Source organism: Paracoccus nototheniae (genome assembly GCF_004335005.1).
In the GTDB taxonomy this organism is placed as follows: domain Bacteria; phylum Pseudomonadota; class Alphaproteobacteria; order Rhodobacterales; family Rhodobacteraceae; genus Paracoccus; species Paracoccus nototheniae.
This window is the reverse complement of the sequence record NZ_RQRT01000002.1, coordinates 61,436-85,675: the sequence shown is the minus strand read 5'-3', so window position 1 is coordinate 85,675 and position 24,240 is coordinate 61,436. Positions and strand designations below refer to the sequence as shown.

26 protein-coding genes, 1 tRNA gene and 1 riboswitch are annotated in these 24,240 nt (G+C 66.5%); of the genes, 20 read left to right on the top strand and 7 right to left on the bottom strand.

The window, feature by feature from the left end; genetic code table 11:
• Nucleotides 1-265 precede the first annotated feature (265 nt).
• The 6 genes from EG885_RS01395 to EG885_RS01370 all read left to right on the top strand — a co-directional run bounded on the left by EG885_RS01395 (nucleotide 266) and on the right by EG885_RS01370 (nucleotide 7,799).
• Nucleotides 266-922: a DUF2291 domain-containing protein gene (locus EG885_RS01395; RefSeq protein ID WP_131572678.1), complete on the top strand. Its 657-nt coding sequence runs from the start codon at nucleotides 266-268 to the stop codon at nucleotides 920-922.
• Entirely contained in the window at nucleotides 919-2,442 is a 1,524-nt protein-coding gene (locus EG885_RS01390; protein ID WP_131572677.1) for a sugar ABC transporter ATP-binding protein, read from the top strand. The genes EG885_RS01395 and EG885_RS01390 overlap by 4 nt, the downstream gene beginning before the upstream one ends.
• Nucleotides 2,443-2,462: 20 nt before the next feature.
• Complete coding sequence (locus EG885_RS01385) at nucleotides 2,463-3,503, top strand: ABC transporter permease (RefSeq protein WP_131572676.1); 1,041 nt, start codon at nucleotides 2,463-2,465, stop codon at nucleotides 3,501-3,503.
• A 72-nt stretch (nucleotides 3,504-3,575) separates the two neighbouring features.
• Nucleotides 3,576-4,526: a D-ribose ABC transporter substrate-binding protein gene (locus EG885_RS01380; protein WP_242679455.1), complete on the top strand. Its 951-nt coding sequence runs from the start codon at nucleotides 3,576-3,578 to the stop codon at nucleotides 4,524-4,526.
• A gap of 115 nt (nucleotides 4,527-4,641) precedes the next feature.
• Complete coding sequence (locus tag EG885_RS01375; RefSeq protein WP_131572675.1) at nucleotides 4,642-6,150, top strand: FGGY-family carbohydrate kinase; 1,509 nt, start codon at nucleotides 4,642-4,644, stop codon at nucleotides 6,148-6,150.
• Nucleotides 6,147-7,799, top strand: a complete 1,653-nt coding sequence (locus tag EG885_RS01370; protein WP_131572674.1) for a glycerol-3-phosphate dehydrogenase/oxidase — start codon at nucleotides 6,147-6,149, stop codon at nucleotides 7,797-7,799. The genes EG885_RS01375 and EG885_RS01370 overlap by 4 nt, the downstream gene beginning before the upstream one ends.
• Here the strand turns inward: EG885_RS01370 and EG885_RS01365 are convergent.
• Together EG885_RS01365 and tgt are read right to left on the bottom strand one after the other, a co-directional pair.
• The gene (locus EG885_RS01365) at nucleotides 7,781-8,251 is read right to left on the bottom strand and encodes a 6,7-dimethyl-8-ribityllumazine synthase (RefSeq protein WP_131572673.1); all 471 of its coding nucleotides are present in this window, start codon (nucleotides 8,249-8,251) and stop codon (nucleotides 7,781-7,783) included. The two genes, EG885_RS01370 and EG885_RS01365, sit on opposite strands and share 19 nt — an antisense overlap.
• Before the next feature lie 76 nt (nucleotides 8,252-8,327).
• Nucleotides 8,328-8,460, bottom strand: a riboswitch (FMN riboswitch).
• Between the two features lie 54 nt (nucleotides 8,461-8,514).
• Nucleotides 8,515-9,645, bottom strand: coding sequence for a tRNA guanosine(34) transglycosylase Tgt (tgt, locus tag EG885_RS01360; protein ID WP_131572672.1), 1,131 nt, complete (start codon nucleotides 9,643-9,645; stop codon nucleotides 8,515-8,517).
• A gap of 152 nt (nucleotides 9,646-9,797) precedes the next feature.
• Here tgt and EG885_RS01355 point away from each other — a divergent pair, with 152 nt between their 5' ends.
• From EG885_RS01355 to EG885_RS01340, 4 genes are all read left to right on the top strand, one after another.
• Nucleotides 9,798-10,154: an SUF system Fe-S cluster assembly protein gene (locus EG885_RS01355; RefSeq protein WP_131572671.1), complete on the top strand. Its 357-nt coding sequence runs from the start codon at nucleotides 9,798-9,800 to the stop codon at nucleotides 10,152-10,154.
• Between the two features lie 189 nt (nucleotides 10,155-10,343).
• A complete protein-coding gene (locus EG885_RS01350; protein WP_131572670.1) occupies nucleotides 10,344-10,715 on the top strand; it encodes a HesB/IscA family protein in 372 nt (123 codons plus the stop codon).
• A gap of 73 nt (nucleotides 10,716-10,788) precedes the next feature.
• A complete protein-coding gene (gene tpiA, locus EG885_RS01345) occupies nucleotides 10,789-11,523 on the top strand; it encodes a triose-phosphate isomerase (protein WP_131572669.1) in 735 nt (244 codons plus the stop codon).
• Nucleotides 11,524-11,575: 52 nt separating this feature from the next.
• Nucleotides 11,576-11,652: transfer RNA gene (locus EG885_RS01340), tRNA-Arg, on the top strand.
• Nucleotides 11,653-11,851: 199 nt separating this feature from the next.
• Here the strand turns inward: EG885_RS01340 and EG885_RS01335 are convergent.
• Nucleotides 11,852-12,859, bottom strand: coding sequence for a sulfotransferase (locus EG885_RS01335; RefSeq protein WP_131572668.1), 1,008 nt, complete (start codon nucleotides 12,857-12,859; stop codon nucleotides 11,852-11,854).
• A gap of 216 nt (nucleotides 12,860-13,075) precedes the next feature.
• On the opposite strand from EG885_RS01335, the gene EG885_RS01330 reads away from it, so the two are divergent.
• Together EG885_RS01330 and EG885_RS01325 are read left to right on the top strand one after the other, a co-directional pair.
• A complete protein-coding gene (locus EG885_RS01330) occupies nucleotides 13,076-13,825 on the top strand; it encodes an SDR family oxidoreductase (RefSeq protein ID WP_131572667.1) in 750 nt (249 codons plus the stop codon).
• Between the two features lie 36 nt (nucleotides 13,826-13,861).
• Nucleotides 13,862-14,473 carry an NAD(P)-dependent oxidoreductase gene (locus EG885_RS01325; protein ID WP_131572666.1) on the top strand — a complete coding sequence of 204 codons (612 nt, stop codon included), beginning with the start codon at nucleotides 13,862-13,864 and terminating at the stop codon, nucleotides 14,471-14,473.
• A gap of 45 nt (nucleotides 14,474-14,518) precedes the next feature.
• Here the strand turns inward: EG885_RS01325 and EG885_RS01320 are convergent, their stop codons facing one another.
• Nucleotides 14,519-14,953 (bottom strand): nuclear transport factor 2 family protein, encoded by a 435-nt coding sequence (locus tag EG885_RS01320; protein WP_165570996.1) that lies wholly within the window; start codon nucleotides 14,951-14,953, stop codon nucleotides 14,519-14,521.
• 145 nt (nucleotides 14,954-15,098) lie between these two features.
• On the opposite strand from EG885_RS01320, the gene EG885_RS01315 reads away from it, so the two are divergent.
• Nucleotides 15,099-16,004, top strand: coding sequence for a LysR family transcriptional regulator (locus EG885_RS01315; protein WP_131572664.1), 906 nt, complete (start codon nucleotides 15,099-15,101; stop codon nucleotides 16,002-16,004).
• A gap of 100 nt (nucleotides 16,005-16,104) precedes the next feature.
• Here the strand turns inward: EG885_RS01315 and EG885_RS01310 are convergent, their stop codons facing one another.
• Together EG885_RS01310 and EG885_RS01305 are read right to left on the bottom strand one after the other, a co-directional pair.
• Nucleotides 16,105-17,616, bottom strand: coding sequence for a GMC family oxidoreductase (locus EG885_RS01310; protein ID WP_207392169.1), 1,512 nt, complete (start codon nucleotides 17,614-17,616; stop codon nucleotides 16,105-16,107).
• A 35-nt stretch (nucleotides 17,617-17,651) separates the two neighbouring features.
• Nucleotides 17,652-18,068, bottom strand: a complete 417-nt coding sequence (locus EG885_RS01305) for a nuclear transport factor 2 family protein (RefSeq protein WP_131572662.1) — start codon at nucleotides 18,066-18,068, stop codon at nucleotides 17,652-17,654.
• Nucleotides 18,069-18,351: 283 nt separating this feature from the next.
• On the opposite strand from EG885_RS01305, the gene EG885_RS01300 reads away from it, so the two are divergent.
• The 5 genes from EG885_RS01300 (at nucleotide 18,352) to EG885_RS01285 (ending at nucleotide 21,573) form a co-directional block, all read left to right on the top strand.
• Nucleotides 18,352-19,395, top strand: coding sequence for an Atu2307/SP_0267 family LLM class monooxygenase (locus tag EG885_RS01300; protein WP_131572661.1), 1,044 nt, complete (start codon nucleotides 18,352-18,354; stop codon nucleotides 19,393-19,395).
• A gap of 25 nt (nucleotides 19,396-19,420) precedes the next feature.
• A complete protein-coding gene (locus tag EG885_RS23035; protein ID WP_207392168.1) occupies nucleotides 19,421-19,987 on the top strand; it encodes a LysR family transcriptional regulator in 567 nt (188 codons plus the stop codon).
• A 17-nt stretch (nucleotides 19,988-20,004) separates the two neighbouring features.
• Complete coding sequence (locus EG885_RS23030) at nucleotides 20,005-20,352, top strand: LysR substrate-binding domain-containing protein (protein ID WP_207392167.1); 348 nt, start codon at nucleotides 20,005-20,007, stop codon at nucleotides 20,350-20,352.
• 40 nt (nucleotides 20,353-20,392) lie between these two features.
• Entirely contained in the window at nucleotides 20,393-20,839 is a 447-nt protein-coding gene (locus tag EG885_RS01290) for an Rrf2 family transcriptional regulator (protein WP_131572660.1), read from the top strand.
• Nucleotides 20,840-20,928: 89 nt separating this feature from the next.
• The gene (locus tag EG885_RS01285) at nucleotides 20,929-21,573 is read left to right on the top strand and encodes an NADPH-dependent F420 reductase (RefSeq protein ID WP_131572659.1); all 645 of its coding nucleotides are present in this window, start codon (nucleotides 20,929-20,931) and stop codon (nucleotides 21,571-21,573) included.
• A gap of 57 nt (nucleotides 21,574-21,630) precedes the next feature.
• On the opposite strand, the gene EG885_RS01280 is transcribed toward EG885_RS01285, so the two are convergent.
• Nucleotides 21,631-22,542, bottom strand: coding sequence for a LysR family transcriptional regulator (locus tag EG885_RS01280; RefSeq protein WP_131572658.1), 912 nt, complete (start codon nucleotides 22,540-22,542; stop codon nucleotides 21,631-21,633).
• A 98-nt stretch (nucleotides 22,543-22,640) separates the two neighbouring features.
• Between EG885_RS01280 and EG885_RS01275 the strand changes: the two genes are divergently transcribed.
• Both EG885_RS01275 and EG885_RS01270 read left to right on the top strand, forming a co-directional pair.
• Nucleotides 22,641-23,282, top strand: a complete 642-nt coding sequence (locus tag EG885_RS01275) for a DsbA family protein (RefSeq protein WP_207392166.1) — start codon at nucleotides 22,641-22,643, stop codon at nucleotides 23,280-23,282.
• Between the two features lie 81 nt (nucleotides 23,283-23,363).
• Complete coding sequence (locus EG885_RS01270) at nucleotides 23,364-24,239, top strand: MBL fold metallo-hydrolase (RefSeq protein WP_131572657.1); 876 nt, start codon at nucleotides 23,364-23,366, stop codon at nucleotides 24,237-24,239.
• The last annotated feature ends 1 nt before the right edge of the window (nucleotide 24,240 follow it).

Sequence of the window (24,240 nt, the reverse complement as noted above, 5' to 3'; positions counted from 1 at the left end):
CCGGTCTATATCACGATCAGTCTTCGGGAAACGTATTTTTTTACGGACATGGCAATTTATTTCAGTTACGGTACCGGTGAGCGCAGCATTTCAGGATGCGCGGATTCGCCGCAACTGGCAGAATCCGCAGTGCGAATCGACCGGAGGGGAGGCCGGAAGGGATGAGGATAATCAACGCCACAGAACCGTGCCCGCAAGGCATCGCCCTTGCGCAGGGCATCCCCCGTTCAATCCGCAGACCCATGTCCCACGCAAAGGTGTCCCCATGACCGACAGCCTGCAGACCGCACCCAAGGCGCCCGCCCCCTCTCGCCGGGGGCTGATCCTGACGGTGGCTTTGGGCGTCGCGGTTCTGGCCGCCATCGCGCTGGACACCACGATCGTTCAGGTCGGATCGGAAACCGACACCCGCCAGCAGGCCTTTTCCGCCGACGCCTATGGCACGGACGAATTCCCCCGCATCCGTGACACGGTGATCGAACGTGCCGTTCCCGCCACCGATCTGGCCGCAGCCATCGCGGCGGATCAGGAGGCTGCGGTGACCGAATACGGCACCCCGGCATCGACCGGCGCGATCCTGATGGTCACCCTGACCGGCACCGCCGGAGAGCCGCGCGCCGGCGTCTATCCCGTCACCGTCGAGGGTCTGCCCGAGGATCTGCGCATCCGCGTCCAGACCGGCCCGGCGATCAACGGGACCGAACTGCGCGACGCGCCGGGCGACATCGCCTTTGGCGCCTTCCGCAACCAGATCGAATATCAGGATGCCGGTTCTGGCATCAACCGCGCCATGCTGGCCGAAGTTCTGGCGCCCATCGACACCACCGCGCTGGCGGGCCGGCAGATCACCGTCACCGGGGCCTTCCGGCTGATCAATCCGTCGAACTGGCTGATCACCCCCGTCGCGCTGGAGGCCGAATGACCGCGCCCGCAGCAACGGCCCCCGAAACGGTTCTGGCCGCCCGCAACGTCGCCAAATCCTATGGTCAGGTCCATGCGCTGAAGGGCGTCAATTTCGACATCCATCGCGGTCAGGTCACCACCCTGTTCGGAGAGAACGGCGCCGGAAAATCGACGCTGATGAAGATCCTGTCGGGCGTCATCCAGCCGACCTCGGGCGAGATCGTGCTGGACGGCCAGCCGGTCAGCTTTGCCAATGCCAATGAGGCGCGCGACCGGGGCATCTCGATCATCCATCAGGAACTGTCGCTGGCGCCGAATCTGTCGGTGCGCGACAACATCTTCATGGGACGAGAGATCACCGGCCCCACCGGCGTCGATTTCGCCGAAGAGGAACGGCAGGTCCGCGCCCTGCTGACCGAACTGGAAGAGGATATCCACCCCCTGACCCCGGTCGAGAACCTGCGCCTTGGCCAGCAGCAGATCGTGGAAATCGCCCGCGCCTTATCGGTCGACAGCCGCATCCTGATCATGGACGAACCGACCAGCGCCCTGTCGGCCAGCGAGGTCGAGGTGCTGTTCAAGGTCATCCGCGATTTGACCGCCAAGGGCGTCAGCATCGTCTATATCTCGCATCACCTGGAAGAGGCGCTGACCATCACCGACCATGCGGTGGTGCTGCGCGACGGGGTGATGACCGCCTATGCCCCCCGCGCCCAGATCGATCTGGAATGGATCGTGCGCAACATGGTGGGCGAGAATTACGATCTGGGATCGCCCCCCGTCACCGACCGGGGCGAGGTCGCCCTGTCGATCCGCGGCCTGTCCGTGCCCGACGCCACCGGTCATGATCTGGTGCGCGGTCTGGATCTGGACGTGCGCGCGGGCGAGATCGTCTGCATCTATGGCCTGATGGGCGCGGGCCGCACCGAACTGTTAGAAACCGTCGCGGGCAGACTGCGCGCCACCGCCGGTCAGGTCGTGCTGGACGGGCTGGAGATCAGCCATCTCAGCATTGCCGAACGGATCGCGCGCGGGCTGGCGCTGGTCCCCGAAGATCGCCAGCGCGACGGTCTGGTCCAGACGATGAGCGTGGGGCAGAACCTGTCGCTGGCCTCGATCAGCCGCTTTACGCGTGGGCTGTTCACCAGCCGTCGCGACGAACGCGTGCTGGTCGATGACAGCATCCGTCAGGTGACCGTCAAGACCTCGGGCGGGCATGCCGCCATCGGGTCGCTGTCGGGGGGCAATCAGCAAAAGGTGGTCATCGGCAAGATGCTGGCGACCCAGCCCCGGGTGATCCTGCTGGACGAACCTTCGCGCGGCATCGACATAGGCGCCAAGGCCGAGGTGTTCCGCCTGCTGGCGGAGGGGGCGAAATCGGGGCTGGCCGTGGTCTATTCCACCTCGGAAGTCAGCGAATGCCTGTCCATCGCGCATCGCATCATCGTCATGCACAAGGGCCGCATCTCGGCCGAATTCGACAGCAGCGTGTCCAAGGAAAAGATCATGGCCGCCTCGGGCGAGTCCGTGGCCGCATGACGCGCGAGAGGGAGAGACCCATGTCCGCCACCACCACAACCCCATCCCCCGCCAAGGGCCGGTCCCTGAACATCGGCCGCCTGCTGCTGGAAGGCCGGGCCTTCTTCGCGCTGATCGCGATCATCGCGGTGTTTTCGGTCCTGTCGCCGAATTATTTCACCGTCGGCAACCTGCTGATCATGTCCTCGCAGGTGGCCATCTATGGCATCCTGTCCGTCGGCATGCTGCTGGTTATCCTGAACGGCGGGATCGATCTGTCCGTGGGTTCCATTCTGGCGCTGTCGGGCGTCGTTGCGGGCGCGCTGATGCAGGGGGTCGAGATCGACGCGCTTGGCGTCATCCTGTACCCGCCGGTCTGGGCGGTCGTGGTCCTGACGCTGTGCGTCGGCGCCGCCGTGGGCGCGGTCAACGGCGTGCTGGTCGCGATCTTCAAGGTGCCGCCTTTCGTGGCGACCCTTGGGGTCATGTATGTGGCGCGCGGTGTCGCGTTGCTGATGACCAACGGGTTGACCTACAACAACCTGCGCGGATCCGAGGCTTTGGGCAATACCGGCTTCAACTGGCTGGGTTTTTACCGGATCGGCGGGGTGCCGATCAGCGTGATCGTGCTGGCCGTCGTGGCGCTGGCCGCCGGGCTGATGCTGGCGCGGTCGGCCTTCGGGCGCTGGCTTTACGCATCGGGGGGGAACGAACGCGCGGCGGAACTGTCGGGCGTGCCGGTGCGGCGCGTCAAGATCACCGTCTATGCGGTGTCGGGCGCACTGGCGGCTGTCGCCGGGCTGGTCCTTGCATCGCAGCTGACCTCGGCAGGCCCCACGGCGGGCACGACCTACGAGCTGACGGCGATCGCCGCCGTCGTCATCGGCGGCGCCGCCCTGACCGGCGGGCGCGGCAATGTGCGCGGCACGATGCTGGGCGCCTTTGTGATCGGCTTTCTGTCGGCGGGTCTGGTGATCATCGGGATCAGCTCCTACTGGCAGACGGTGTTCACTGGCGCGGTGATCGTGCTGGCCGTGCTGATGAACTCGCTTCAATACGGCGGCGGCCCGCGCAAGGGCTGACCCCGGACCGACCTTTCCCGGACCCGCAGACAGGGCCGGGCAGGACCACCACACGACAAGGGAGAGAGAACCATGATGAAGATGACGCGCCGGATGCTGATGGCCGCTGTGGCCACCGTGCCGCTGATGGCCGGATCGGCCTGGGCCGAGGGGCTGATCACCGTGATCGTGAACGATCCGGCCAACCCCTATTGGTTCACCGAAGGCGAGGTCGCCAAGGCCACCGCCGAGGAACTGGGCTATACCGCCAATGTCGCCGCCCATCGCGGGGACACCAACACCGAAAGCACCCTGATCGACACCGCGATCACCAACCAGTCGGTCGCAATCATTCTGGATCCGGCCAATGCCGACGGCTCGGTCGGCGCCGTGCAGAAGGCCGTCGATGCGGGCATCCCGGTCTTTCTGGTGAATGCCGAGATCAATCAGGAAGGTCTGGCCAAGGCCCAGCTGGTGTCGAACAACGCCCAAGGCGCGGCCCTTGGCGCACAGGCCTGGGTCGAGGCGATGGGCGAAGAGGGTGGCCAGTTCGTCGAACTGTTCGGCGCGCCCTCGGACAACAACGCCCAGACCCGCTCGAACGGCTACGAGACGGTGCTGAGCCAGTATCCCGAATTCGAAAAAGTCGGGCAGGAGGTTGCGAACTGGGACCGCACGCAGGGCTATCAGCGCATGCAATCGCTGCTGCAGGCGAACCCCGATGTGACCGGCGTGATCTCCGGCAATGACGAGATGGCCCTGGGCGCCATCGCCGCGCTGAAGGAATCGGGACAGCTGGACGGCGTGATCGTCGGCGGCTTCGACGGCAGCCCCGATGCCGTCGAAGCGGTCAAAGCCGGAGAGATGGCCTATACCGTCCTGCAGCCCGTGGCGATCTTTGCCGAAGAGGCCGTGCGTCAGGCCGACACTTTCATCAAGACCGGAGAGACCGGGGCGGATGCCGAAAAGCAGCTGTTCGATTGCCTGCTGATCACCCCCGAGAACGTCGACGCGTATAGCGCGCCCTTCGTTCTGGACCAGTGACGACAGGCCGGGGGGCGGGCGACCGCCCCCCGATCCTTCGGGTGATCCGCATGGGTGACATGACCTTTTCCCACCGCCCTCAAGGCGCACTCTGCGCCGACGCCCGGCCACGATCATGGCGCTGATCCTTGGCATCGATAACGGGCTGACCGTCACCAAGGCGGTGATCTTTGATCAGAGCGGTCGGGTGCTGGCCACGGCGCGCCGCCGCGTGGCGCAATCCATGCCGCATCCGCGCCATGTCGAACGCGACATGGCCGATCTGTGGCGCCAGACCGCCGCCGCCATTGCCGAGGCGCTGGCCGCCTGCAACCGCCACGCATCGGACATAGCCGCCGTCGCCGCGACCGCGCATGGCGATGGTCTGTATCTGCTTGACCGCAGCGGCGCGCCGCTTGGCCCCGGCATCCTGTCGCTGGACAGCCGCGCAGGCGCGCTTGCCGATCGTTGGCAAACGGATGGCACGGCAGGCCGGGCACTGGCACGGACCGGGCAGATGCCCCATGCCTCGGCCCCCTCGGCGATCCTTGGCTGGCTGCGCGACCATGATCCCGCCCGTTTCGCGGCCATCGGCCATGTGCTGGCCTGCAAGGATTGGCTGACCTTTTGCCTGACCGGCCGGATCGGCACCGACCTGACCGAGGCCAGCACCGCCTTTACCGATGTCGCAACCCAAGGCCATGCGCCCGATATCCCGGCGATCTTTGGGCTGGCGGGGCTGCCCTTGCCCGACATCGCCCTGCCCGATCAGGTGGTGGGCCATGTCACCGATGCCGCTGCCGCGCTGACCGGGCTGGCGCTCGGCACCCCTGTCGTGGCCGGGCTGCATGACGTGACCGCATCGGCGCTTGGATCGGGGGGATACGACGCGGGCACGGTCGCCATCGTCGCCGGCACCTATTCGATCAACGAGACGGTGACGCGCAGCCCGCGCAGCGATCCGCGCTGGTTCTGCCGCAACGGCATTCGCCTTGGCGAATGGAACGCCATGTCGATTTCGCCTGCATCGGCAACGAATTACGACTGGTTCCTCGACACGCTCTGCGCCACCGACCGCGCCGCAGCCGAGGCAGGCGGCGGTGCCTTCGCCGCCCGCATCATCCCCGAGATCGAGGCGGCGATGGCTCGCCCCTCGACCGCGATCTTTCATCCCTATCTGTTCGGCGCCCCGCAAGGACCGCAGGCCAGCGCGGCCTTTTTCGGGCTGCGCGGCTGGCAGGATCGCGGCACCCTGCTGCGCGCGGTGATCGAGGGGATCGCCTTCAACCACCGCCAGCATGTCGATGCGCTGCGCGACGGCTTTGCCCCGACCCGGGCCCGGCTGACCGGCGGGCTGTCGCGCGCGCCGATTGTGGCGCAGCTGTTCGCGGATGTGCTGGACATGCCGGTCACCACCTCGGCCATGGACGAGGCTGCGGCTTGGGGGGCGGCGCTGTGCGCAGGCGCCGGGGTGGGGATCTTTGCCGCGCCCACGCAGGGCCCGGAGCCGTCCGCGACCCGGACATGGTATCCCGACCCGGACCGCAGCGCCGCATTGGCCACGCGCTTTGGGGTCTACACCGATCTGAGCGCGGCGATGGCGCCGCTCTGGCCCCGGATCGACGCCTTGCAGGAGCGGCCATGACCGATGATATCGACGTTCTGATCCTTGGCGCGGGCATCAACGGGGCGGGGCTGTTTCGCGATCTTTGCGAACAGGGGCTGACCTGCGTCATCGCCGACAAGGGCGATTACGGCGGCGGCACCTCGGCTGCGCCATCCCGGCTGATCCATGGTGGCATCAAATATCTGGAAACCGGAGAGCTGCGTCTGGTCGCCCAATCGACGCTGGAACGCAATCTTCTGCTGAAGAACGCTCCGCATCTGGTGCGGCCCCTGCCGACCGTCATCCCGATGTTTTCGTGGTTTCAGGGCATTGGCGCGGCCCTGCGCACGCTGATGGGATCGACCACCGCGCCGCGCAGCCGGGGCGCGGTGCTGATGAAGGCCGGGCTGGCGATGTATGATTTCTATGGCCGCAGGCACCGCGTCATGCCGCGCCATCAGATCTGGTCGCGCGCCCGCGCCCTGCGCGAGATCCCGCCCCTGACGCCGCGCATCCGCGCCGCCGGGCAATATTACGACGCCACCGTCACCCTGCCCGAGCGGCTGGTCTGGGAACTGGTCGCGGACGGGCTGCGCGCCCAACCCGCCGCCCGCGCGCTGAACCACACCGCGCTGCGCGGCACCGATGGCGATGTGGTGCATCTGGACGGTCCCGCAGGCCCGCTGTCCCTGCGCCCGCGCGTGGTGGTGAATGCGGCGGGGCCGTGGATCGATCGGGTGAACGCGGCGCTTGGCGCGCCCTCGGCCCTGATCGGGGGAACCAAGGGGTCGCATATCCTGATGGATCATCCCGCATTGCTGGCCGCGCTGAACGGGCGGATGATCTATTTCGAGGCCGATGACGGGCGCATCTGTCTGGTCTTTGACTATCTGGGCCGGGCGCTGGTCGGATCGACCGATATCCGCGCGGACGACCCCGATCAGGTGACCTGCGACGATACCGAGATCGACTATTTCCTGGGCGCGCTGGCCGGGCTGCTGCCGGGGCTGCGGTTCGACCGCGACCAGATCGTTTATGCCTATTCCGGCATCCGGCCCCTGCCCGCCTCGGATGCGGCCAATCCGGGGCTGATCAGCCGCGACCATTCCGCACCCGTGGCCCCGCCCGAGGGCGCCCGCCTTTGGCCCATCATCTCTCTGGTCGGGGGGAAATGGACGACATTCCGGGGCTTTGCCGAAGAGGTCTCGGTCATGATCCTGACCCGGCTGGACCGTGCGCGCCGGGTGGATACAAGGCTGCTGCCGATCGGCGGCGGGCGCGACTATCCCGCCGATCCTGCCGCATGGGCGCAGGGTCAGGCATCGCGCACCGGCGCCACGGCAGACCGGGCACAGGTGCTGTTGGCGCGCTATGGTGCGGCGGCGGCCAAGGTCTTGCAGGCCGAGGGGCCTGCCCCCCGGATGCTGGCCGACAGCGATCACAGCCTGCCCGAACTGGAGCATCTGATCCGGACCGAGCAGGTGGTCCACCTGCCCGATCTGGTCATGCGCCGCACCGCGCTGGCGGTCACGGGGCAGCTGTCGATGCGCGATCTGACCACCATCGCCGGCCTCTGCGCGCAGCTTCTGGACTGGGACGCGACCCGGCAGGACCAGGAACGGCAGGACACGCAGGCGATGCTGCAAACGCGGCATCGCCTGCGGCTGGATCAGGCGGCTTCGGCCTGATCCAGCCCGGCGATGCGGGCCTCGACGCCCAGCATCGCGTGGACGGCATGTGCGGCCTCGGCGCCTTTTTTCACGAAATGCTCGCGGTAAAAGCCGGTCAGCAGCGCGGTTTCCTGATAATGATGCGGCGTCAGCGAGACGGAAAAGACCGGCACGCCGGTGTCCAGCCCGGCCTGCATCAGGCCCGTCACGACGGCCCCGGCCACGAAATCATGGCGATAGATGCCGCCATCGACGACCAGAGCGGCTGCCACCACGGCGTCGTATTGGCCGCTTTGCGCCAGTTTCTTGGCCAGCAGCGGCATCTCGAACGCGCCGGGCACGTCCCAGGGCTCAATCTGCGCGCCGGGCATCAGGCGCGCGGCCTCGGTCAGAAAACCCTCATGCGCGCGGTCCACGACATCGGCGTGCCAGCGGGCCTTGATGAAGGCGATACGGGGGGATTTGGTCATTGGTCAGGAACCTTACGTAAAAATTGCGTCAGGTCCCAAGGCACACCACGGGTCGGGCGCTTGGGGGCGCACCGGTCGCGGTTCTCTTCCATCCGGACTATACCGTCGGCCCCGGAATTTCACCGGATCTGCTGACCCCTTTTCCGAAAAAAGGGCGCTCGCGGGCTGTGACCGCCGGTGGGGAATTGCACCCCGCCCTGAGAACAGGCCCAAGATAGCCCCTGACCCCGTCCGCGCCAAGGGTCACGCGGCGTAAAAAGCACCTAGAGCGGTTCGATATCGCCCTGCGCGCGCATGACGTGAAATTCGGTCACGAAATCGTCCAGGCTGCCCGCCGCGATGGCCTCGCGCAGACCCGCCATCAATTGCTGGTAATAATGCAGGTTGTGCCAGGTCAGCAGCATGCCGCTGATCATTTCTTTCGCGCGAAAGACATGATGCAGATAGGCGCGGGAATAGCCCTGACAGCAGGGGCAGGTGCAGCCTTCGTCCAGCGGGCGCGGGTCGTCCTGATGGCGGGCATTCTTGATGTTGACCTGACCGCGCGGCGTCCAGGCCTGTCCGGTGCGCCCCGAACGCGACGGCAGCACGCAATCCATCATGTCGATGCCGCGCTGCACGGCGCCGACGATGTCGTCGGGCTTGCCGACGCCCATCAGATAGCGCGGCTTGTCGGCGGGCAGAAAGCCCGGCGCGTAATCCAGAACGCCGAACATCGCTTCTTGCCCCTCGCCCACGGCCAGACCGCCGACGGCATAGCCGTCAAAGCCGATGGCCTGCAGGGCCTGGGCCGATTCCTGACGCAGTTCAGGGGTGACGCCGCCCTGCATGATCCCGAACAGCGCATGACCGGGCCGGTCGCCAAAGGCGTCGCGCGACCGCTGCGCCCATCGCATCGACAGCCGCATCGAGGCCGCCACGGCATCATCCGTCGCAGGCAATGCGGGGCATTCGTCAAAGGCCATGACGATGTCGCTGCCCAGAAGCGCCTGGATCTGCATGCTGGTTTCGGGCGACAGAAAATGCTTGGACCCGTCGACATGGCTGGAAAAGGTCACACCCTGTTCGGTCAGTTTGCGCAGGCCTGCCAGAGACATGACCTGAAAGCCGCCGCTGTCGGTCAGAATGGGGCGGTCCCAGTTCATGAAGCGGTGCAGCCCGCCCATCCGCGCAACCCGTTCGGCGCCGGGGCGCAGCATCAGGTGATAGGTGTTGCCCAGCAGGATATCGGCCCCGGTCGCCGCCACGCTTTCGGGCAGCATCGCCTTGACCGTCGCCGCGGTGCCTACCGGCATGAAGGCCGGGGTGCGGATCTGCCCGCGCGGCGTATCGATGACGCCCGTGCGGGCCGCGCCGTCGGTGGCCTTCAGGGTAAAGTTGAAACGCGTGGTCATGGTGCCGCCTGCCCTTGGAACCGGCCGCTTGTAGCCCCGGCGCGCCATGCGCGCAATCCACGGGCGCGCGGGCGGCGTGATGCGGGGGTCTGGCCACTGGACCGGGGCGCGGTCGTGCCCTATATAATTGGTCGGAATTAAAGGATGACGCGATGACCGAACCCCTGATGGAAGGCGCGCCGCTGATCGCGCCCTCGAGTACCGACCATCCGCTGTACGAGCCGGTGGTCGAGGCCTGCAAGACCGTCTATGACCCCGAGATCCCGGTGAACATCCACGATCTGGGCCTGATCTATACGATCGACATCAATGATGCGTCGGAAGTGCGGCTGATCATGACGCTGACCGCACCCGGCTGTCCGGTCGCGGGCGAGATGCCCGGATGGGTCGCCGATGCCGTCGAGGCGGTGCCTGGCGTCAAGCAGGTCGATGTCGAAATGACCTTTCAGCCGCAATGGGGCATGGACATGATGTCCGACGAGGCCCGGCTGGAGCTGGGCTTCATGTAGCGTCCGCCCGATTGCGTCCCGCGACGGCCGGGGGCGCTTCGCCCCCCGCCGTTCATCGGTCCTCGGACCGATGGCGAACCGCTGAACGGCCCCAGAGGATATTTTCGTGACAAAGATAGGGTTTGGGCGGGCTTGTCGGTTGGGGGGTCGGGTGACTATCTTGAGGGCAGCCTCGAAAGGATTATGACCATGTTCGCCATTCCCGGCACGTCTCCGGTTTCGATCACGCCTGCCGCTGCCGCCCAGATTGCGCGGCTAATGGCGGGCAAGGATGCCTATGGTCTGCGGATCGGGCTGAAGAAGGGTGGCTGCGCAGGGATGGAATACACGATGGAACTGGCCGCGACCCCTGCCCCCAATGAGGAGGTGGTCGAGCTGGACGGTGCCCGTGTGATGATCGCCCCCATGGCGCAGATGTTCCTGTTCGGGACCGAGATCGATTACGAGAACGGCTTGCTGGAATCGGGCTTCCGGTTCCGCAATCCCAATGTCACCGACAGCTGCGGCTGTGGTGAATCCGTCCGGTTCGAGCCGATCGAGGGCAGCCGCGCGCAAAGCTGAGACTGACAGCGCTATCACGGTTGCACGGGCGCAGGGTGCTGGCTAAGCCCGTCCTCGAAACAGGGAGGCTGTGATGGCACCGCGCAAACTGGCTGCAGGCAATTGGAAAATGAACGGCGATCTGGCCGCGCTGGATCAGATCGCGATGATCGGGGATGCCGGGGCATCCTGCGATGTGCTGATCTGCCCGCCCGCGCCGTTGCTGGTGCCGATGATCGCCGGGGCGGGACCGGTGAAGATCGGCGCACAGGATTGCCATGCCGAGGATGCGGGCGCGCATACCGGCGATATCTCGGCCGTTTTGCTGCGCGATCTGGGTGCCAGCCATGTCATTGTCGGCCATTCCGAACGCCGCGCCGATCATGCCGAGACCGACGCGATGGTCTGCGCCAAGGCGGCAGCCGCGCACCGCGCCGGTCTGGTGGCCATCATCTGTCTGGGCGAGACCGAGGCCGAGCGGGATGACGGCCGCACGCTGGACGTGATCGCGACGCAACTGGCGGGATCACTGCCCGAGGGCGCCACGGCGGCCAACTCTGTCATCGCCTATGAGCCGGTCTGGGCGATCGGAACGGGACGCACCCCCAGCCTTGACCAGATCGCCGAGGTTCACGCCCTGTTGCGTGACCGGCTGGTCGCACGGCTGGCCGATGGCGCGGATGTCGCGCTGCTTTATGGTGGCAGCGTCAAGCCGGGCAATGCGACCGAGATTTTTGCCGTTCCCCATGTCGATGGCGCGCTGGTCGGCGGGGCCAGCCTGAAGGCTGCGGATTTTATCCCGATCATCGCCGCGCTGGACGCCGCCTAGGCGATTTTCACCATTGCGCCGCACGGACCGGGCGGGTAATCAGACGGCGTCCGCACCCGTAGCTCAGCTGGATAGAGCGCTGCCCTCCGAAGGCAGAGGCCAGTGGTTCGAATCCACTCGGGTGCACCAATAAAATCAATCGCTCAGCAATCCACCCCATGCCCTAAGGCCCGGCTTCCGGCACAAGATTGTCCGAAGCTGAGACCACGGGCGCTGAGTGATCAGGCCGGGGCTGCTCTCGGCCTGGACTGTTGACCTTTGTCTGCGCCGGTTCTGCGAGCCAAAGGAACAGGACGCTGGCCTTTGGTCATGGCCGCGTCCGGAACGGTTACTCTGCTGCCCATTCCGGGTGTCCGGCCGTGTCCAGCACCTCGCGGATGGTATCGTGAAACTGCGGTTCGAAACGATCGATGATCGCCGAGCCGTGCAGTTTTGCCTTTTGGGGGGTCAGATCGTGTTGCGACACGCCCAGAAAATTCAGGACCGTCGAGAAATCCCCATCGCGGATCGCCTCATAGGCAATGTCCAGAACCGGGCCTTTGGCTGCATTGCGGTAATGGGAAAACAAACTCTGGTGCTTGTTCAGGTAGGCCGCGAAAGCCTTGCGGTCGAACGTGATCCGGGTGTCCAGCTTGCCGGGCCGCGCTTTGCCGGGCGGCAGATTATAGATGCCGGTGGCCTGAACCAGCCTGCTTGAGGAAAACCGGGCCAGAACATTCGTGCGTTCGTAAATGATCTTGTGGACCGCCCTGTCCGCGATCAGGTCGTCGCAGGCGCTTTGGTTGTGCGAGCGCCACATCTTGAAGCCGACGGCCCGGGCCTCGGGGTGATCATAGACCCAGGCCATGTAGGCATCGATATCGTGATCGCGAAGGGCGACGGCGTCCTCCAATGTCAGGCCCTTCCTGTCACCCTTGATGTGATATGCGGGGCTCGGATGGAAAACCTCGCCATGGCAGAGGATTTCGGGGTGGCTGTTCAGGGTTTCAGACAGCAGGGATGTGCCCGATCGGGAATCGCTCAGGATGACGAACTGAAGCGGTGCCATAAGATTTCCTTGTTTCATCAGTGGGCGAACTGCCTGCGCGGGCAGTGTTGTGCGAGAAGCGGCGTTTCGTAAACCGGGTAAATGGGGCTGCTGCTTCGGATCAGCATCCTGACCGCGCGTGGCAGGCACCGAAGCGGCCGGTGTCTGTGGGCAGGCACGGCGGGTGACATCAAAGACAGGCCGGAGGGGCGTCACATGGCTGCAGGGGTGGATAGAGGTGTAGCGGCGCAGCCTGCACCAAACCGCCATGCCATGGCCGATGCAGGGCTTGGCGCGGATCGGGGACACGCCCCGGCCATGCGTGCACCTGTCCTGTGCGCCCCTTTCCCATGCCGACCGTTCGAGATTCACGAACGATAGCGTCGGGATTTGCGGGCTTTCCGGCGGGGAGGCGGACTGTCATATCTCGGGCCCGGGCTGGATTGCGGCCCGACGGTCGGGAACGGGTGGGATGGCAGGACGCGTCCGGATCCGGGACCGACCCCTTCACACGGAGCGATACTGATGAACACCAACGGCAACACGATTCTGATCACCGGCGGCGGGTCGGGCATCGGGCAGGCATTGGCCCACCGCTTTCACGATCAGGGCAATACCGTGATCATCGCCGGGCGCAGGCTGGCCACGCTGGAGGCCGCGGCAGAAGGGCGGCCCGGCATTCATCCGATGGTGCTGGACGCCGATGACGGGGCGGCCATCGCCGCCTTTGCCGCACGGGTCACGGCACAATTTCCAGCCCTGAACGTTCTGGTGAACAATGCCGGCATCATGCGCGCGGAGACGCTTGATGCCCCGCGCGATCTGGCGGATGCCGAGGCGACGATCACCACCAACCTGCTGGGTCCGATCCGCCTGACCGATGCGCTGATCGGTCATCTGATCGCGCAAGGCGACGGCGTTGTGGTCAATGTGACCTCGGGGCTGGCCTTCGTGCCGCTGGTGATGACGCCGACCTATTCGGCAACCAAGGCGGCGCTGCATTCCTATACCGTCTCACTGCGCGCCGCCTTGGAAGGCCGTGTCAAGGTGATCGAGCTGGCCCCGCCCGCCGTCCAGACCGAGTTGACCCCCGGCCAGTCCACGCGCGAAGGCTATCTGCCGCTGGAGGAGTTTGCCGATGAGGTGATGACGCTGCTGGCACAGACCCCCACCCCGCCGGAAATTCTGGTGCAGCGCGTGCATCCGCTGCGCTTTGCCGAACGCGACGACCGGTTCGCTTCGGTCATGACCATGCTGAACGGGCAGGCTCATTAACCCATGTCGCCTCTGGCGATCAGAAAGGATCACCCCATGGCCAAAATCGCCCTGATCGGCGCCTCGGGTCGGGCCGGGTCGTGCATTCTGCGCGAGCTGTCCGACCGGGGCCACAGCGTCACCGCCATCGCGCGCGATCCGGACCGGATCGCCGCCCTGCCCCATGTGACGCCACAACGGGGCGATCTGCGCGACTGCGATGGGCTTGTCGCGCAGATCAGCGGGCATGACGCGGTGATCAGTTCGGTCCCCTTCTCGGCCAGCGATCCGCAGGCGCTGATCGAATCGCTGCGCGCCTCGGGCGTGCCGCGTTATCTGGTGGTGGGCGGTGCGGGCAGTCTGCTGGTCGCACCCGGTCTGCGGCTGCTGGATGCGCCCGACTTTCCCGCCGCCTATCGCCCCGAGGCGCTGGCGGGGGCGGCGTTTCTGGACCTGCTGCGGGCGCAGACGGATCTGGACTGGACCTTTCTGTCACCATCCGCGGCCTTTGTCGCGGGCCAGCGAACCGGCATCTTTCGCCTTGGCGGCGATCAGCTGCTGACGGGCGATGCCGGATCGTCGATCTCGTTTGCGGATTTCGCCATCGCCATGGTGGATGAGGTGGAAACACCCCGCCATCGCCGCCAGCGCTTTACCGTCGGATATTGACGGATACCGCCCAGGATCGGCCGGGGCGGTATCGGCCTTGACGGCCTACCATTCGCGCCCTTCCTGACCCCACCGGAACCGGGCGGCATCCTCGCCGGTGTAATCAGGGTCCAGATAGACATGGCAGCGCAGGATCAGCCCGTCGCGGAATTCAAAGACATTGCAGAACCGGCCGCCCGGCGTCACGCCCGCCTGCCAGTCCTTGCCGTTCAGCCTGCCGCGCGTCGTACCCTCGACGATGACATGGGGCGCGCGGGCGATGAACAGATAATCGGTGACATCATGTTCGATCGATTCGATCTGACCGGCAAAGCCCGCGACCATCTGCCAGATCGCCTGAGGGCCGTGGCCGATGCCGAATTTGGGGAAATAGAACTGCAGCTGGGGATGCAGCAGATCCAGCAGGGACGGATCCTGCGCGTCGCTGCGGCGGAAATATTCCCGTGTCAGTTCGATATGGCGGGCATCAAGATCGGTCATGCGGGGGCCTTTGGGCTGGGTTGACGATAGGACGATCCTGATCCGCCGCGACATTTCGGAAAACCCGGCAAATCACGATTGATAGGTTCCATGAAATCGATATATCTGGCCGGGTCGCACAGGCGGCGGCATCAGGGACAGCATCATGGCATCCGATCCCGGCATCCCGACACTGGACCAGCTGCGCGTGCTGGTAACCGTCGCCGAGACGGGCAGCTTTGCGGCTGCGGCGCGGCGGCTGAACCGGGCGACCTCGGTCATCAGCTATACGATCGCCAATCTGGAGGCGCAGCTGGGCGTCAGCCTGTTCGACCGCAAGACCACCCGCAAGCCGCAACTGACCGAGGCCGGGCGCATGGTCCTGACCGAGGCGCGGATGATCGCCAGCGGCATCGACTCGCTGCGCGCCAAGACCCGAGGCCTGCTGCAGGGGCTGGAATCCGAACTGCATCTGGTGCTGGACACGTTCCTGCCCAAGGACCGGGTGATCGACGCGCTGACCGCCTTTTTCGCCGAATTCCCCACCGTGTCGCTGCATCTGTCGGCCGAGACGCTTGGCGCGGTTACCCAGATGGTGATGGATCGCCGGGCCAGCATCGGCGTCAGCGGCCCGCTGGACAGCGGCGACGGGCTGGACCGGGTGGCGATCGGTGCCGTCCGCATGATCGCGGTCGCGGCCCCCGGCCATCCGCTGGCGCAGGCGGGGCAGAATGCGCCGGGGGCGGGCCGGGCGCATATCCAGCTGGTGCTGACCGACCGTTCGCCCCTGACCGAGGGGCGGGAATTTTCGGTGATCAGCCGCCGGACATGGCGGCTGGCCGATGTGTCGTCCAAACAGATGCTGCTGATCGCGGGGATCGGGTGGGGTTATATGCCGCTGCCGATGGTGCGCGACGATCTGCAGGCCGGGCGGCTGGTCCGACTGGACATGCCCGACGCGCCCGAGGGGGATTACGCGCTGCAGGTCATCCATCGCAGCGACACGCCCCCCGGCCCCGCCGCATCCTGGCTGATCGCCCGTCTGCGGGCGCAGGCCCAGACCGGGGGCTGAGGGCTGGGGGCTGGGGGCTGAAGGCTGGGGTCCAGAAGGCTGGGGTCCAGAAGGACCGGGGGCTTACGATCGGGGGGCTGAAAACCGGGCCAGCGCCCGGTCACACCATGCCCGCCGCGATCCGTTCGGCCAGCATCATCGTCGGAAAGCCGGTCGCGACCGAAGGCACGCCCGGCCAGATCGAGGCATCAATGACCCGCAGCCCGGCCATGCCCCGCACCCGCCCCTCGTCATCGACCACGGCGGTCTCGTCCCCGGCGCCGCCCATCGGCACGGTCGAGGTCGGGTGCTGATAGGTGATGATGGCCGCGTTCAGCGCCGCGCCGATCGCCTCGGGCCCGGTCACCTGCGCGCCCGGCATCAGCTCGGCCCCGATCATGTCGCGGAAGGGGGCATGGCTGGCGATGGTGCGGATCATCGTCACCGCATCGATCAGCCGCGCCCGGTCGCGGGGATCGCCGAGGAAACCCGGATCGATGAGCGGTGCCACCGCCGGGTCGGGGCTGGCGATCCGCAGACTGCCGGTCGACCGGGGCCGCACCAGCGCCGCCGCCAGCAGGAACATCGCCCCCGTCGGCGACGGGCTGCCATCAGGAATGGGCATGGTGGTGATGTTGATGTCGCCCTCTTCCTCTGGCGCGCTGGCCGAGGTCGCCCACAGCATCGCACCGATGGGCGGAAAGGCCAGCCCCACCGCCTCGCTGCGGATCGCCCAGACCGTCGGCATGATCGGGTGATCCTGCAGCCGCCGACCCACCGGCAGATCGGCCAGCACCGGGATGCCAAGCGGTTCCAGCACCGCGCGCGGGCCGATCCCCGACCGCATCAGGATGGCGGGGCTGGCATAGGTGCCGCCGCTCAGCACGATCTGACCGGCGGCGATCTGTTCCCCGTCGGCCAGACGCACATGGATGGCGCGGCCCTTGTCCATGACCACCCGGTCGACCAGCGTCCGGTCGCGGATCGTCAGGTTGGGGCGGGCGCGGATATCGGCGCCCAGCAGGGTCATGCCGGTGTTCAGGCGCAGCCCCATGCGGGTGTTCATCACATAGGCCCCGGCGCCCAGAGGCGCGGACGAATTGAACCCTTGCGTGGCGGGATAGCCCGCAGCCAGCGCCGAGGCGACAAAGGTGCGCTGCTGGTCCGACATCTCCTCCGGGGCCAGCTGGTGGATCGGAAAGGGGCCGTCGCGCCCCTGCCCTCCCAGCCCCGAGGTCCGTTCCAGCGACCGGTAGAAGGGCTGCGCCTCTTCCCAGCCAAAGCCGTGCAGATCGTGATCGCGCGCCCACCGGTCATGGTCGGATTTTGGGATCCGCATCGCCACCGCGCCATTGATGGCCGAGGTGCCGCCCAGCACCTTGCCGCGCGCCAGCGGGATCGATCGCCCGATCCGGCCCGGCAGGCTGGCAAAACCCCAGTCATGATCGGGGTCGCCCCCCAGCATGTCCTGCCGCCCGACGATGTCGGGATAGGCCTCGGGCGGATAGGCCGTCCCCGCCTCGATCAGCAGCACCTGCCGCGTGGGGTCCGCGCTCAGCCGGTTGGCCAGCACCGCGCCCGCCGATCCGCCGCCGACGATGATCAGATCGTAAGACGCCTTCTGGTCTGTCATGGCCGTCATCCTGTTTCCGTAAGACGCGATGCGGGTCAGAACTGCCCGCCGCCAAGCGCCGTCAGAAAATCCTGGGGGTTCCAGTATTCGCGATAGGAGGTGATCAGCCCGTCCTGCACCGTTACGAAGGTCGCATAGCTGAGGTTGTAGGGGTTGCCGTTGCCGATCACCCGGCCCGTCACGCTCCATTCCAGGATCACCACCTGCGGGTCGTCGGTCCGATAGAACCGGCTGCGGGGAATGTCGGCGATGTCGATCATCTCGGGATAGCCGCGCAGATAGGCATAAAGCGCCGTGCGCCCCTCGATCCGCTTGGGCGAGCCGTCGGGCGCAAAGGGAAATTCGGCCACGACGTCGTCATGGCACAGATCGGTCCAGCCCTTCATGTCCTTGGCCAGAAAGGCCGCAAGACTTTGCCTGGCGATGTCGAGTGCGGTGGGGGAAGTTGTCACGGTCTGTCCTTTCGTCACGCTGCCGTGCCGGGGGCATCCTGTCAGGACCACCCCGGCAACGGTCGGAACAGGATGGCCCGCCAAAAGCGTCGCGCAAAAGCCCGTCTGATCCGGCATGATCCATCGGCCAACCCGATGGATGATCCCCATTGATCGAATAAATCGATGCTTTCGTTCCAGATATCCCGGCTTTTCCGCTATGTCCGCCGCTGCCATATCGGGATCACAAGGGCCGCAGGCATCGCCCCGACGCCCGCCCCATCACAGGCTGAGAAAGACGATCATGGACATTGGCATCGACAGTTTCGCGGCAACCATTCCCGATCCGCGCACCGGGCGCACCGTATCGCCCGCCGACCGCATCGCGGCCCTTCTGGACGAGGTCGAGACCGCCGACCGCGTGGGGCTGGACGTCTTCGGCATCGGCGAACATCACCGCGCCGAATTTCTGGACAGCGCCCCCACGGTCCTGCTGGCCGCTGCCGCCGCGCGCACCCGCCGCATCCGTCTGGCCAGCGCCGTCACCGTTCTCAGCGCGACGGACCCGGTGCGGACGTTTCAGGAATTCTCGACCATCGATCTGATCTCGAACGGGCGGGCCGAGATCGTCGTCGGCCGGGGTTCGTTCGGCGAGGCCTATCCCCTGTTCGGTTTTGCGATGCAGGATTACGACGCGCTGTTCGCCGAAAAACTGGACCTGCTGCTGCAATTGCGCGACAGGCCGACGATCACCTGGCAGGGCCGGTTCCGCCCGGCCCTGAGCGGTCAGGGCATCTATCCGCGCCCGGTGCAGGATCAGCTGCCGGTCTGGCTGGGCGTCGGCGGCACGCCGCAATCCTTCATCCGCGCGGGCACGCTTGGCCTGCCGCTCATGGTGGCCATCATCGGCGGCAGCTTTGAGAGGTTCCGCCCGCTGGTCGATCTGTACCGCGCCGCCGGACGACAGGCGGGCCATGACGACGCCGCGCTGCGGGTGGGCGTTCATGCGATGGGCTTTGTGGCCGACACCGATGCGGCGGCGCGCGATGCGTTCTTCCCGGGCTGGGCGCATATGGCGACCGAGATCGGGCGCGAGCGCGGCTGGTCGCCCGCCACCCGTGCCCAGTTCGACGCGATGTGCGGACCCCATGGCGCCTTTCTGATCGGCAGTCCCGACACGGTCCGCGACAAGATCCGCGCCGCCGAACGGGCGCTTGGCGGTCTGTCGCGCATCACCTTCCAGATGAGCTCGGCGATGCTGGAAACGGCGGCGATGCAACGCTCGATCACGCTGCTGGGCACGGCGGTCGCGCCCGCCATCCGCGCAAGCGCCACGGCCGGGGCATGAGGCGCGCGACGCACGGGGGCCCGTCATGATCGACGGCGTGTCGCTGGACCAGCTGCGGATCTTTCTGGCCGCCGTGGACGAGGGCAGCTTTTCGGCGGCCGCGCGCCGCCTGCGCCGCACCCAGTCCGGGGTCAGCGAGGCGATGGCCAATCTGGAGGCGCAGCTGCAGGTCACCCTGTTCGACCGCAGCGCCCGCTATCCCCGCCTGACGACCGAGGGGCGCGCGCTGTTGTCGGATGCCCGTCTGGTTGTCGCGGGGGTCGATACGATGAAGGCCCGCGCCCGGGGCATCTCGGGTGGGCTGGAGGCTGAACTGACCGCCGTGATCGATGTCTTCTTTCCCATCGATGCGCTGGCCGATGTCGCGCATGAATTCCGCCGGATGTTTCCGGCGGTGCCGCTGCGCATCTCGGTCGAGGCCTTGGGCGGCGTCGTGCAGCCGGTGCTGGACGGGCGCGCCAGCTTTGGGCTGGTCGCCTCGCTGCCGGTGCTGCCGCAGGGTCTGGCGGTCGAACGGATGACCCATGTGGATTTCGCGATGGTCGTCGCGGCGGTCACCCGCTGGCCCGCCATGACGGCACCGTTCCCCTGACCGAACTGGCCCGCCATGTGCAGCTGGTGCTGACCGACCGGTCCGACCTGTCCGCAGGGATCGAATTCGGGGTGATGTCGCCGGTGACCTGGCGGCTGGCCGATCTGTTCGCCAAGCAGGCCTTTCTGCTGAGGGGTCTGGGCTGGGGCGGCATGCCCCTGCATGCGATCCAGACGGATCTGGACCGGGGCCGTCTTGTCCGCCTGTCGGTGCCCGGCATGCCGCAGGGCAGCTTCAGCATGCCGATGTCGGCGGTCTATGGCACCGCCACCCCGCCCGGCCCTGCGGGGCGCTGGCTGATCGAACGGCTGAAAATCTGCATTCGGGACGCTGCCGCCGAAAAAGATGTTGACGCGGTCGCATAAGTGACATAGTGATTATTACACACTAACGGAAAAAAAGATCATGCCCACCAGCACCCGCTTTGTCGTCGCCGTCCATGTCCTTGCCGCACTTGCCATCAACAATGGCAAACCCCTGCGGTCCGAGGATTTGGCATTTTCGGTCGGCACCGGCCCTGTCGTCATCCGTGGCCTGCTGTCACGGCTGAACGATGCGGGCCTGACGCGGTCGCAGATGGGCGCGGGCGGCGGTGCCTTGCTGGCACGGGCGCCTGAACGGATCCGGTTGCTGGATGTCTATCTGGCGACCGAGGACAGCGGCCTGTTCGCCACCCACCGCACCGAACCCTGCCGGGATTGCGTGGTGGGTGCCAACATCCTGCAGGCAGTCGCGCCGTCTTTGGCGCGGGCCCGTCAGGCGATGGAGGATGAACTGGGCCGCACGACGATTGCCGATATCGCGGCAGACGTGGCGTGTCGTGCCCAGCCTTCAGTCGCGACATCTCTTTAACCCTCATTTGGGTTGAACTGTCATATTGTCACAAACACACTAACAGTTCAGCTTATCTTCCACACCCTTTCATCAAACAGGAGAAGAACATGACAATTGGTATCATCGGTGCAGGCGCTTTGGGTTCCAGCGTGGCGCGGGCCTTGGCCAAGGGCGGGCTTGACGCCATCATCGCCAACAGCCGCGGCCCCGAAAGCCTGACGGATCTGGTCCGAGATCTGGGACCGACGGTCAAGGCGGGCACGCTGGCCGAGGCCGCCGCCGCCGACATCGTGCTGATCGCCCTGCGTTGGGCCGATGTCGAAGGCGTGCTGTCCGGCCTGCCCGCCTGGAACAACCGCATCGTCATCGACGGCACCAACCCGGTGCTGTTCCTTGATCCCGACAGCCCCGACCGCAACGATCCCACCAACCCTCTGGCGGGTTACGGCATCAAGGCCGTCGATCTGGGCGCGCGCCATTCCTCGCAGCTGGTCGCGGACTGGGTGCCCGGCGCGCGGCTGGTCAAGGCCTTCAACCATCTCGATGTCGAGGTGCTGGCCGAACCCACCGCCAATGGCGGACAGCGGGTGCTGTTCTATTCGGGCGACGATGCCGACGCCAAGACGCAACTGCGCGCGGTGATCGAGGCGATGGGCTTTTTCCCCGTCGATCTGGGCGCGCTGGATGTCGGAGGCCCGCTGGCACAACTGCCCTTCGGCGCGCTGTCCACGACGAATTTCGTCAAGGTCTGATCGCCCTCGCATCACCGATGAAAGCCCGCATCCTTGCGGGCTTTCGCCTGTCCGGGCCTAAACCTCGCTGTCGCTCAGCCGGGCGCGGGTCCGTTCGGCGCTTTGCAACATCTCCAGAAAGGCCGCGACCTTGGCGGGGCGATAGCGGGACTGCGGAAAGACCGTGTGAATGCCCCCCGCCGCCAGCGACCAGTCGGGCAGCACCCGCACCAGCGCCCCCGCCGCGATGCGGGGCTGGGCCATGTAATCGGGCAGCACCGACAGCCCACCCCCCTGCACCGTCGCCTCCAGCACCCCAAGCGTCGAATCGATGGCGACGGCCGAGGTGAAACTGACCTCGACCGGCGGATGACCGGGATGGGAAAACATGAAACTCAGCGGTTTCTTCAGCGCCAGATTGGCAATGAACGCCGCATCGCGCAGATCGGCGGGCCCGGTGATGGGCCCCAAAGCCGCGACACGGGACGGATCGCCCACCAGAAGCTGCCGGAAGCCGCCGATCCGGCGCGCCTGCAGGCCGCTGTCGATCAGCCAGCCGACCCGGATCGCCATGTCGATATCGCCCTGCATCAGATCCAGCGTCCGGTCGTCCAGCCGCAGATCGACCTTGCAGGCAGGAAAGCGCGCGGCAAAGGCCGCCACCGTCGGCACAACCACCGCGACCCCGTAATCATTGGGCGCGGTCAGCCGCAGCGTGCCGGACGGCGCCGATTGCACCGCCGTCATCTCGGCCACGGCATCATCGGCCTGCCGCAGGATCTGCACGCAGCGGGCGTGAAAGACCCGCCCAGCCTCGGTCGGCTTGACGCTGCGGGTGGTGCGCACCAGCAGGGTGGTTTTCAGATCGCGTTCCAGCTGGGCGACCTGCTGGCTGACGACCGCCTTTGTGATGCCCAATCGTTCCGCCGCGCGGGTGAACGACCCCGCATCGACGACGGCGACGAAATGGGCAAGCCGGTTCAGGTTCATGGGCGTCCATTGTCAGCCATTGGCATACAGACTGTCTAGATCAGGCTGGTTTATCGATCAATCCCCCGCTGCCATATTGTCTGCACAAGGAGACACCCATGACCCTGATCGCCCGCATCCTCTATCTGTTCGATCCGCTGTGCGGCTGGTGCTATGGCGCCTCGGACAAGGTGGCGCAACTGGCCACGCGCCCCGGCTTTTCGGTCACGCCGATGCCGACGGGGCTGTTTTCCGGGCGCGCCGCGCCGCAGATGGACGACGCCTTTGCCGCCCATGCCTGGGCCAATGACCAACGGATCGGCCAGCTGACCGGGCAGGTCTTCAGCGAGGCGTACCGCACCCGTGTTCTGGGCGACCGCCGCACGCCGATGGACAGCGGCCCCGCCACCCTGGCGCTTGGCGCCGTGGCGATGACCGATCCGGACCGCGAACTGGCCGCCCTGCGTGCCATCCAGACCGCCCGCTATGTCGAGGCGCGCGACATCACTTCGGCCGCTGTGCTGGCGGACATCCTGCGCGAACAGGCCCTGCCCGATGCGGCGGATCTGTTCAAAACCGCACCCGCCGCGCTGATGGACCTGCACCGCAACCGCATCGGCGCGGCACGCACCCTGATGCAGCGCCTTGGCGCCCATGGCGTGCCCGCTTTTGTCATCGACGATCACCGCGGCGCGCGTCTGATCCCTTCGGCCTCGGTCTATGCCGATGCCGACCCGTTCGCGGCCTTTGCCACGTCCTGACCGCCGCACGACATCATTGACCAAGGGGCGACCCTGCCCCACCCTTGAAAGGACAGACCCATGTTGAACCGGAGAGACCTCATGAAAATCGGATTTGCCGCTGGCACCGTTGCCGTCTTTGCTCCGCATGGCGCAGCCCATGCGCAACCCGCGCTTGGCTGGACCCATTTCCCCGCCGGCGATACCGGCTTTTTCCGCGCCCCCGTCCTGCTGGAAGGCCCGACCGAGGCCGTGCTGATCGATGGCGGGTTCTCCTTCCCCAACGGGGTCGAGGTGGCCCGGGCGATCAAGGCCACCGGCAAGACGCTGACCACGATCTATGTCAGCCAGTCGGACCCGGATTATTACTTCAGCCTCAAGCCGATCACCGAAGCCTTCCCCGAGGCGCGGGTGCTGGCCGCCTCGGACACGATCACCGCGATCACCGCCAGCGTCGCCAAGAAGATCGAGACCTGGAGCCCGCAGCTGGGCGAGAATGGCCCCCGATCGATGGACGACATCGTCATGCCGCAGGCCTCTGACGACCCCACCCTGACCGTGGACGGGGCCGAGATCCGGATCGTTCCCGCCGAGGGTCTGGCCAATCGGCGCTATCTGTTCGTGCCCTCGCTGAACGCGGTGATGGGCGGCGTGATGATCTTTGCCGGCACCCATGTCTGGACCGCCGATACCGCCACGCCGGAACTGCGCGCCGCATGGGTTGCCAATCTGGACGCGATCATCGCCCTTGCCCCCGCGGTCGTCGTGCCGGGCCATATGGTGCCGGGTGCCGCCACCGATCTGTCGGCGGTCGAACACACCCGCGGCTATCTGCTGGCCTTCGAGGAGGAACTGGCCAAAGCTGCCGATTCCGAGGCGCTGAAGGCCGCGATGCTGGCCCGCTATCCCGATCTGGGCATGGGCGTGGCGCTGGATGTCGGGGCCAAGGTGGCGACCGGCGAAATGGCCTGGGGCTGAG